The organism is Sphingomonas xinjiangensis, from assembly GCF_014199255.1.
GTDB classification, from domain to species: domain Bacteria; phylum Pseudomonadota; class Alphaproteobacteria; order Sphingomonadales; family Sphingomonadaceae; genus Sphingomonas; species Sphingomonas xinjiangensis.
Genome location: NZ_JACIJF010000007.1, coordinates 180,022 through 187,092, shown reverse-complemented (window position 1 = coordinate 187,092; position 7,071 = coordinate 180,022). Strand labels below are relative to the sequence as shown.

General features: G+C 69.0%; 13 protein-coding genes. 12 read left to right on the top strand and 1 reads right to left on the bottom strand.

From position 1 onward, the window contains the following. Positions 1-65 precede the first annotated feature (65 nt). Positions 66-1,181, top strand: coding sequence for a phage portal protein (locus tag FHT02_RS13210; RefSeq protein WP_184088266.1), 1,116 nt, complete (start codon positions 66-68; stop codon positions 1,179-1,181). On the opposite strand, the gene FHT02_RS13205 is transcribed toward FHT02_RS13210, so the two are convergent. After that, on the bottom strand, positions 1,144-1,338 hold the full coding sequence (locus tag FHT02_RS13205) for a hypothetical protein (RefSeq protein ID WP_184088264.1): 195 nt from the start codon (positions 1,336-1,338) through the stop codon (positions 1,144-1,146). The two genes, FHT02_RS13210 and FHT02_RS13205, sit on opposite strands and share 38 nt — an antisense overlap. 49 nt (positions 1,339-1,387) lie before the next feature. On the opposite strand from FHT02_RS13205, the gene FHT02_RS13200 reads away from it, so the two are divergent. The 11 genes from FHT02_RS13200 to FHT02_RS13150 all read left to right on the top strand — a co-directional run bounded on the left by FHT02_RS13200 (position 1,388) and on the right by FHT02_RS13150 (position 6,788). Next, positions 1,388-1,696, top strand: coding sequence for a DUF6127 family protein (locus FHT02_RS13200; protein WP_184088262.1), 309 nt, complete (start codon positions 1,388-1,390; stop codon positions 1,694-1,696). Next, a complete protein-coding gene (locus tag FHT02_RS13195; RefSeq protein WP_184088261.1) occupies positions 1,693-2,067 on the top strand; it encodes an HK97 family phage prohead protease in 375 nt (124 codons plus the stop codon). Before FHT02_RS13200 ends, FHT02_RS13195 begins: the two co-directional genes overlap by 4 nt. Positions 2,068-2,242: 175 nt before the next feature. Continuing rightward, positions 2,243-3,223, top strand: coding sequence for a phage major capsid protein (locus FHT02_RS13190; RefSeq protein ID WP_184088301.1), 981 nt, complete (start codon positions 2,243-2,245; stop codon positions 3,221-3,223). 75 nt (positions 3,224-3,298) lie between these two features. Continuing rightward, on the top strand, positions 3,299-3,820 hold the full coding sequence (locus FHT02_RS13185; protein ID WP_184088259.1) for a head-tail connector protein: 522 nt from the start codon (positions 3,299-3,301) through the stop codon (positions 3,818-3,820). Next, positions 3,820-4,026, top strand: a complete 207-nt coding sequence (locus FHT02_RS13180) for a hypothetical protein (protein WP_184088257.1) — start codon at positions 3,820-3,822, stop codon at positions 4,024-4,026. The genes FHT02_RS13185 and FHT02_RS13180 overlap by 1 nt, the downstream gene beginning before the upstream one ends. Beyond that, entirely contained in the window at positions 4,023-4,418 is a 396-nt protein-coding gene (gp17, locus tag FHT02_RS13175) for a tail completion protein gp17 (RefSeq protein WP_184088256.1), read from the top strand. The genes FHT02_RS13180 and gp17 overlap by 4 nt, the downstream gene beginning before the upstream one ends. Positions 4,419-4,423: 5 nt before the next feature. Next, entirely contained in the window at positions 4,424-4,567 is a 144-nt protein-coding gene (locus FHT02_RS13170) for a hypothetical protein (RefSeq protein WP_184088254.1), read from the top strand. Then, on the top strand, positions 4,564-4,764 hold the full coding sequence (locus FHT02_RS13165) for a phage tail assembly chaperone (RefSeq protein WP_184088252.1): 201 nt from the start codon (positions 4,564-4,566) through the stop codon (positions 4,762-4,764). The genes FHT02_RS13170 and FHT02_RS13165 overlap by 4 nt, the downstream gene beginning before the upstream one ends. Further along, a complete protein-coding gene (locus tag FHT02_RS13160; RefSeq protein WP_184088250.1) occupies positions 4,757-5,080 on the top strand; it encodes a hypothetical protein in 324 nt (107 codons plus the stop codon). Before FHT02_RS13165 ends, FHT02_RS13160 begins: the two co-directional genes overlap by 8 nt. Then, complete coding sequence (locus tag FHT02_RS13155; protein WP_184088248.1) at positions 5,077-5,586, top strand: DUF2793 domain-containing protein; 510 nt, start codon at positions 5,077-5,079, stop codon at positions 5,584-5,586. The genes FHT02_RS13160 and FHT02_RS13155 overlap by 4 nt, the downstream gene beginning before the upstream one ends. A gap of 101 nt (positions 5,587-5,687) precedes the next feature. After that, entirely contained in the window at positions 5,688-6,788 is a 1,101-nt protein-coding gene (locus FHT02_RS13150) for an OmpA family protein (protein WP_184088246.1), read from the top strand. Positions 6,789-7,071: the final 283 nt, after the last annotated feature.

The window sequence follows — 7,071 nt, the reverse complement described above, 5'->3', positions numbered from 1 at the left end:
GAGGCTTGGAACAGGCTCGTCGATCAGCCTTGGCGCATCATGACCATCGGCCGGCGCCAGTGGGCATGTCGGTTCTGATCAATGCAGGTTGGTATAAGTCCGCGCGCGGAGGCGTGCGGGCGCCGTTGGCGGGTGGCTGGGGCGTGGGCGGCGGTGGGGATTGGCCGCTGGGATATGAGGCGCAGGCGCGCGACGGGTATTTGCGCAATCCGGTGGCGCAGCGGGCAGTGAAGCTGGTGAGCGAAAGCGTGGGCGGGGCGCCGCTGGAGGCGTCAGACCCCGACCTGCTGGCGCTGGTGCAGGCGCGGTCGGGCGGGCAGGCGTTGACCGAAGTGGCCGCCGCGCAGCTGCTGTTGCACGGCAACGCCTATGTCCAGCTGCTGAGCGACGGCAAAGGCCGGCTGCGCGAGCTGTATGCGCTGCGGCCGGAGCGAGTGAGCGTGGAGGCCGACGCGCAGGGCTGGCCGGTGGCGTATCGCTACAAAGTCGGGGCGCATGTCACGCGGCTGCCGGCGGAGGATGCCGCGGGGCGTCCGGCGGTGGTGCATGTGAAGGCGTTTCATCCGCTGGACGATCATCAAGGGCTGGGATGCCTGGGGGCGGCGGCGGGGACGGTGGCGATCCACAATGCCGCGACGCGATGGAACAAGGCGCTGCTCGACAATGCGGCGCGGCCTTCGGGCGCTTTGGTCTATGATCCGGGCGAAGGGGCCGTGTTGTCGGCGGGGCAGCGCGATCTGCTCAAGGCCGAGCTGGAAAACGGCTATTCGGGCGCGGCGCACGCCGGACGGCCGATGCTGCTGGAAGGTGGGCTCAAATGGCAATCGATGAGCCTGACGCCGGCGGACATGGATTTCGTCGGGCTGAAGGCGGCGGCGGCGCGCGAGATCGCGCTGGCGTTCGGGGTGCCGCCGATGCTGATCGGGCTGCCGGGCGACAATGCCTATGCCAATTATCGCGAAGCCAACCGGGCGCTGTGGCGGCTGGCGATCCTGCCGCTGGCGGCGAACTTTTTCGCCGCGCTGAGCGGGGCGTTGCGGCCGTGGTTTGCCGATGCGCGGGTGGGGGTGGACCTGAACCGGGTGACGGCGCTGGCCGAGGACCGCGAGCGGCTGTGGCGGCAGGTGGCGGGGGCCGAGTTCCTCAGCGACTCCGAGAAGCGGGCGATGCCGGGACTGTGAGCGTGCCGACATTGCAGATGCGGGCTTCGCCGTCCCAGGTGCCGCCGGCGCTCGCGCATTTGTGCACGAGCACCGCGTCCGTGCGCCACAGCCAGACCAACAGGGCGGCGAGCAGGACCGTGGCGAGCACGGCCAAGGGGAACAACCAGCGGCGCATTCGCCCGGCCTAGGCGCCGGGGCGGTGCGCCGCAACCGGGAGCGGGAACATGGAAGACGGAACGGTGCTGGCGCGGCTGATGGAGCAGGCGCGCGGCGATGGCGCGAGCGTGGGTACGCTGCGTGCGATCGCGAAGGAAGCAGGGGGATTGGGGGCGCGGCGGGCGCTCGCCCGGCTGGGGCTGGAGGATGCCGGCGCGGCCAAGGACATGGCCGAGCTGCGCGAACTGCTGGGGGCGTGGCGCGACGCCAAGCGGTCGGCGTTCAAGGCGGCGTGGGGATCGTTCGGGCGGATGATCGCGGCGCTGGTGCTGGTCGGACTGGCGGTGAAGCTGGGCTTTCCCGGCTGGCTGAAATGAGGGTGCGGTTCGCCGGGTACGCGGCGGTGTTCGGCGTGGCGGACCGCGGCGGCAACGTGCTGCGGCCCGGCGCGTTCGGGTCGCCAGCGAGCATGCCGCTGCTCTGGCAGCATCAGGGGTGGCCGGTGGGGCGGATCGAGCTGTTGGGGGAAGACCGCCATGGGCTGCGGGTGGTCGGGTCGGTGGAGGAGGCCAGGCTGGCCGAGCGCGTGGCGAGCGGCGCAGTGACGGGGCTGTCCTTCGGGTACCGGGTTGCGGAGGCGCGGCAGGGGCTGCGGCGCGAAATCCGGCGGCTGGAGCTCATGGAAGTGAGCCTGGTCGCGCAGCCGATGCAGCCGCTGGCGCGGGTGCATGCGGTGGAGACTTTCTGAATTTCTGAGTTGGGGCTTCCGCCTGCGGCGGCCCCTCCACCATCCGCTTTGCGGATGGTCCCCCTCCCCGAGCGCAGCTCGGGGAGGGTCTTTTGGCGTGGGGAGATGGTGATGGACGGGATTGTGACGAGCTTCGAATGCGGTGGAAGCGGCGGGCGTGGTGACGGCGCGGCCGATGCTGGCGGGCGGGCGAGCGGCGAGAACTGCCGCGTTCGACGGGTTCCTGCGCGCCGGGCATGGCGCGGTGGAAGTGAAGGCGATGTCGGGGGTGGACGGCGCTAGTGGCGGCTATGCGGTGCCCGAGGAGATCGATGGGCAGATCGACGCGACGCTGAAGGCGGTGTCGCCGATCCGCGCCATCGCCAATTTCGTAAAGGTGGGAACGAGCGGGTACCGCAAGCTGGTGGCGAGCGGCGGGTTCGAGAGCGGTTGGGCGGCGGAGACCGCGGCGCGCGACGAGACCGAAACGCCGGTGTTCAACGAAGTCGCGCCGCCTTCGGGCGACCTCTACGCCAATCCGGCGGCGAGCCAGGCGATGCTTGACGATGCCGCGTTCGATGTCGAGGCATGGCTGGCGAGCGAAGTGGCGCGCGAGTTCGCAACTGCCGAAGGCGCGGCGTTCGTGCGCGGCAATGGCGTGAACAAGCTCAAGGGATTCCTCACCGGGCCGGTATCGGCGCAAGGCGACGCGGCGCGGCCGTTCGGGACGATTCAGTATCTGGCGAGCGGGGCACCCGGCGCCTTCGCGATCAACCCCAAGGAGCGGCTGATCGACCTGGTCCACGCGCTGCGCCCGCCATACCGCCAGGGCGCCTGCTGGGTGATGAACTCGGCCACGCTGGCGCGGGTGCGCAAGTTCCGGACCAGTGATGGCGGGCTGCTGTGGGCGCCGGGGCTGGCGATGGGACAGCCCGGCACGCTGCTCGGCTATCCGGTGTTCGAGGCCGAGGACATGCCCGACATCGGCGCGGATGCGCTTGCGGTGGCGTTCGGCAACTTCAAGGCGGGATATCTGATCGCCGAGCGGCAGGAGACGCAGATCCTGCGCGATCCGTACAGCAACAAGCCGTTCGTCTACTTCTATGCCACCAAGCGCGTCGGCGGAATGGTGAGCAATTCGGAGGCGATAAAGGTGCTCAAGTTCTCCGCAGCCTGACGGGCGGCGGAGCGGGCCGCGCCGGCGCGGGGGCTACGGCGCGGCCCCTTTTCTTGCGAAACATAGGAGGGGTTTATGGACGCACCGCCATTTCCGGCGGCGGCGCTGGCAGCCGCGCGCGACGCGGCCAAGGCGCATCTGCGCATCTTGGGGGACGCAGAGGACGCGGCGCTGAGCGGGCATGTCGCGGCGGCGATGGCGCTGTGCGAGGCGTTTACCGGCGCAAGCCTGATCGTGCGCGGCTGGCAGGAACTGCTGCCGGCGGACCGGGCATGGCGGCGGCTGGAGGTGACGCCGGTGACCGCGATTGAAGCGGTCCGCACGCCCGATGGGGCGGCGTTGCCGGCGGACCGGTTCGCGATCGACCTGGACGCGGTCGGACAAGGTTGGGTGCGGGTGACCGCGCCAGGCGATGCACGGCTGGTGCAGGTCGGGTTCCGCGCGGGGCTGGCTGAGGGCTGGGACGCGCTGCCGGCGCCGATCACGCAGGGCGTGGTGTTGCTCGCGGCGCATCTGTTCGAAGCGCGGGCGATCGGGGGAGCGCCGCCCGCGGCAGTGGCGGCGTTGTGGCGGCCGTGGCGGCGGGTGCGGTTGTGATGGAGCGGCTGGAGGCGCGCGCGAGAGCGCGCGGCGAACGCGCGGCGGCGGACGCCGCGTCGCGGCTGGGCGAGGACGTGCGGGAAGCCTTTCCAGAGCTAACCGTGGACGTCGAGCCGGAGCCGGTGGTGGTGCGCGGGGCCGGGCTCGGGCGGCGGATGCTTGCCGAGCCTGGCTTACGCTGGCTCGGAGGACTGCTGCGATGAGCGCGCATGACGTGCTGGCCGACGCGCTAGCGGCGGTGCTGGGCGGTCATGCGCCGCTGATGGCCAAGATCAGCGGCGTGTTCGATGCGCAGCCAGTGAGAGGCGTGCGGCCCTATGCGCTGGTCGAGGATGCGCTGCTGACCGATTGGAGCACCAAGGATCTCGTTGGGCGCGAAGGGCGGCTGAGCGTCACCCTGTTCGATCAGGGAGTGTCACCCCGGCGGCTGCGCGGGCTGGTCGGCGAGGTCGAGGCAGCGGTGCTGGGGTTGCCGCGGATGTTGGGCGAAGGCTGGCGGGTGGCGAGCCTGAGCGCGGTGCGCAGCCGGGTGGTGCGTGAGGGCGAAGGCCGTTGGGCCGCGCTGTGCGAGTTCCGCGTGCGGATGCTGGCCTAAGCGAGATGGTCGGCCTGTTCTGGCATTGTTTGCGCGAGCCGTTCGCCGGGAGGCGCGAGGTGTTCGCCGAGAATGTGGTGGCCGGGGGGCTGGTGGCGGCGACGCCGGCGCTGAAGGTGCTGATCGGCCAGATTTTGGCGGGGCGGTGACGGGGGAGGATTTCGGCGGGTGTTCCGCTCGTCTCGCTGGGCTGGCGGGACTGGTGTTCGGGTGGAGCCCGGACGTCTTTTGGAATGCGACGCCGGCTGAGCTGGCGGCGCTGGTGGGCGCGGCGCGCGGTGAGGTGGTCGCGCCGCCCGGGGCGGCGGAGGTCGCGCGGCTGAAGGAGCTTTTTCCCGATGGATGAAGAGATCGAGCGTCCGGTGGTCAGCGTGCGTGCCGATACGCGGGCGTTCGCCCAGGATGTGGCCGAGATGCGGGGCAGCCTGGAAGGGCCGCTGGAGGCGGGCGTCAACCGCGCGGGGCAAGCGATCGAGACGGCGCTGGGACGCGCGGTGCGCACCGGCAAGCTGGGGTTCGAGGATCTGCGCGGCGTGGCGCTGGGGGTGATCGGCGAGATCGCGTCCAGCGTGCTGCGGATCGTCGCCGTGCAGCAGATCGGCTCGCATGGATTGTCACCGGCCGCCGAACTGCGGCGCAGGAAGGGTGGGGATAGGATATGAGCCACGATGGGACACCACGGCTGGGGCTGCCGATGCTGGCGGCGGGACAGGCGCAGAAGGAAATGACGCACAACGAGGCGCTGCTGCTGCTGGACGCACTGGTGAGCGGCATGGCGACTGCGATCGGTGCCGAGTCGCCGCCGGATAGGCCCGAGGACGGGCAGTGCTGGATCGTCGGTGCGGATCCGACCGGTGCTTGGCAGGGGCATGCGAACGCACTTGCAGCATGGTCGGCAGGAGGATGGCGTTTTCTCGCGCCGCGCGAGGGCATGCGGGTCTGGGCGGGGGCCGAGACCGGCTTCGCGCTGTTCCGCGACGGTGATTGGCGCATCGGAGAGGTGCATGGGAAAGTTTTTGTCGAGGGTGTACAGGTAGTTGGCAGAAGAGGTCTCGCAGTCGCGGAACCAGCAGGGGGTATAGTGGTTGATGGGCAAGCGCGGGCCGCAATCGTTGCGGTACTGGAAGCATTGCGTACGCATGGTCTGATTGCCTCGGACCAACTGTGACGATGATGCAACAGTCCCCCGATTTGTGCGCTTGCGTGGATACATTCGTTTCGATAGTGATTTTGTCGCTGTCTCAGTGACAATCGAGAAAGGGGTTTAATATGCGGAAGCTTGCCATTACCTTGGCGCTAGCGACCACCGCGCTCAGCACGCCCGCCCTTGCCCGCGACAACGCGTGGTATGTGGGCGTCGAAGGCGGCGCGATGATCGTTGAAGACATCGACTGGAACGTTGGTTCGGTCGAAGACGCGCTGTCTGTTGATCACAACTATGGCTATGACGTCGACGCGACGGTCGGTTACGACCTGGGCGTGTTCCGTCTTGAAGCCGAAGTCGGCTACAAGTCGGCAACCGTCGATGGCCTGACCTCGTCGGTCCCGCTGCCTGGCGCAGTGGCTGGCAGCTATGACGGCGCCGGTGGCCGCACCACCGCGCTGAGCTTCATGGTCAACGGCCTGTGGGACTTCGGTGATGACGACGGCGTGCAGGGCTTTGTTGGGCCCGGTATCGGTGTCGCCCGCGTCAAGTCGCGCCTCGCGCTGAGCACCGCTTCGGACATCGTCGATGACTCCGACACGGTGGTTGCATGGCAGGCGATCGCGGGTATCCGCGCACCGCTGTCCGACAATGTCGACGTCTCGCTGAAGTATCGCTTCTTCAACGCACCGGGCGTCGACCTGGTCTCCGCCAGCGGCGCAGAAGTCAGCGGTCGCATGCGTTCGCACAGCATCCTGGGCGGCCTGACCTTCAACTTCGGCGCACCTGAGCCGATGCCTGAGCCCGTCGCTCCGCCGGCTGAGCCTGCTTACACCCCGCCGCCGGTCGCTGAAACGCCGCCGCCGGCAGTGGTCTGCACGCCTGGGCCGTACATCGTGTTCTTCGACTGGGATAAGTCGGACATCACGCCGGAAGCTTCGAGCATCCTCGACAACGCGATCAGCAACTATCAGAACTGCGCGAACACCCGCGTCGTCCTGGCAGGCCACGCTGACCGTTCGGGCTCGGCCAGCTACAACGTTGGTCTGTCCCAGCGTCGCGCTGACTCGGTCAAGGGCTACCTCACCGGTCGTGGCATCTCCGACGGTGTCATCTCGACCGAAGCGTTCGGTGAAAGCCGTCCGCGCGTCGACACCGCCGACGGTGTCCGCGAGCTTCAGAACCGCCGCGTGGAAATCACGTACGGTCCTGGCTCGGGCATGTAATCCTGCCCGGTCCATCCGGACTGGAAAGAATTGGGGAGGCCGGGCAACCGGCCTCCCTTTTTCTTTGTCTACCTCTGTTGGCAGCGTGACGGAGCTTGGACCCGGAACACGCCGGCCCTTTCAGCTTCTTCGGGAGCGGCTTAGCGGCCGCGCCGGTCTCTCCCAGCGCGAAGCGATGGCCCTGTGGTGCAGGCACTTGTGCGCGGGAGGCGGCCTGCTTGTGCTTGGGCATTGCTAGCCCGCTACCGGAGCATGATCCACTACCGGCCGCCGGCGGGCCTGC

Coding starts and splice junctions, on each gene's coding strand:
- FHT02_RS13210 (WP_184088266.1), top strand. CDS start 66: ATGTCGGTTCTGATCAATGCAGGTTGGTATAAGTCCGCGCGCGGAGGC.
- FHT02_RS13205 (WP_184088264.1), bottom strand. CDS start 1,338: ATGCGCCGCTGGTTGTTCCCCTTGGCCGTGCTCGCCACGGTCCTGCTC.
- FHT02_RS13200 (WP_184088262.1), top strand. CDS start 1,388: ATGGAAGACGGAACGGTGCTGGCGCGGCTGATGGAGCAGGCGCGCGGC.
- FHT02_RS13195 (WP_184088261.1), top strand. CDS start 1,693: ATGAGGGTGCGGTTCGCCGGGTACGCGGCGGTGTTCGGCGTGGCGGAC.
- FHT02_RS13190 (WP_184088301.1), top strand. CDS start 2,243: ATGCTGGCGGGCGGGCGAGCGGCGAGAACTGCCGCGTTCGACGGGTTC.
- FHT02_RS13185 (WP_184088259.1), top strand. CDS start 3,299: ATGGACGCACCGCCATTTCCGGCGGCGGCGCTGGCAGCCGCGCGCGAC.
- FHT02_RS13180 (WP_184088257.1), top strand. CDS start 3,820: ATGGAGCGGCTGGAGGCGCGCGCGAGAGCGCGCGGCGAACGCGCGGCG.
- gp17 (WP_184088256.1), top strand. CDS start 4,023: ATGAGCGCGCATGACGTGCTGGCCGACGCGCTAGCGGCGGTGCTGGGC.
- FHT02_RS13170 (WP_184088254.1), top strand. CDS start 4,424: ATGGTCGGCCTGTTCTGGCATTGTTTGCGCGAGCCGTTCGCCGGGAGG.
- FHT02_RS13160 (WP_184088250.1), top strand. CDS start 4,757: ATGGATGAAGAGATCGAGCGTCCGGTGGTCAGCGTGCGTGCCGATACG.
- FHT02_RS13155 (WP_184088248.1), top strand. CDS start 5,077: ATGAGCCACGATGGGACACCACGGCTGGGGCTGCCGATGCTGGCGGCG.
- FHT02_RS13150 (WP_184088246.1), top strand. CDS start 5,688: ATGCGGAAGCTTGCCATTACCTTGGCGCTAGCGACCACCGCGCTCAGC.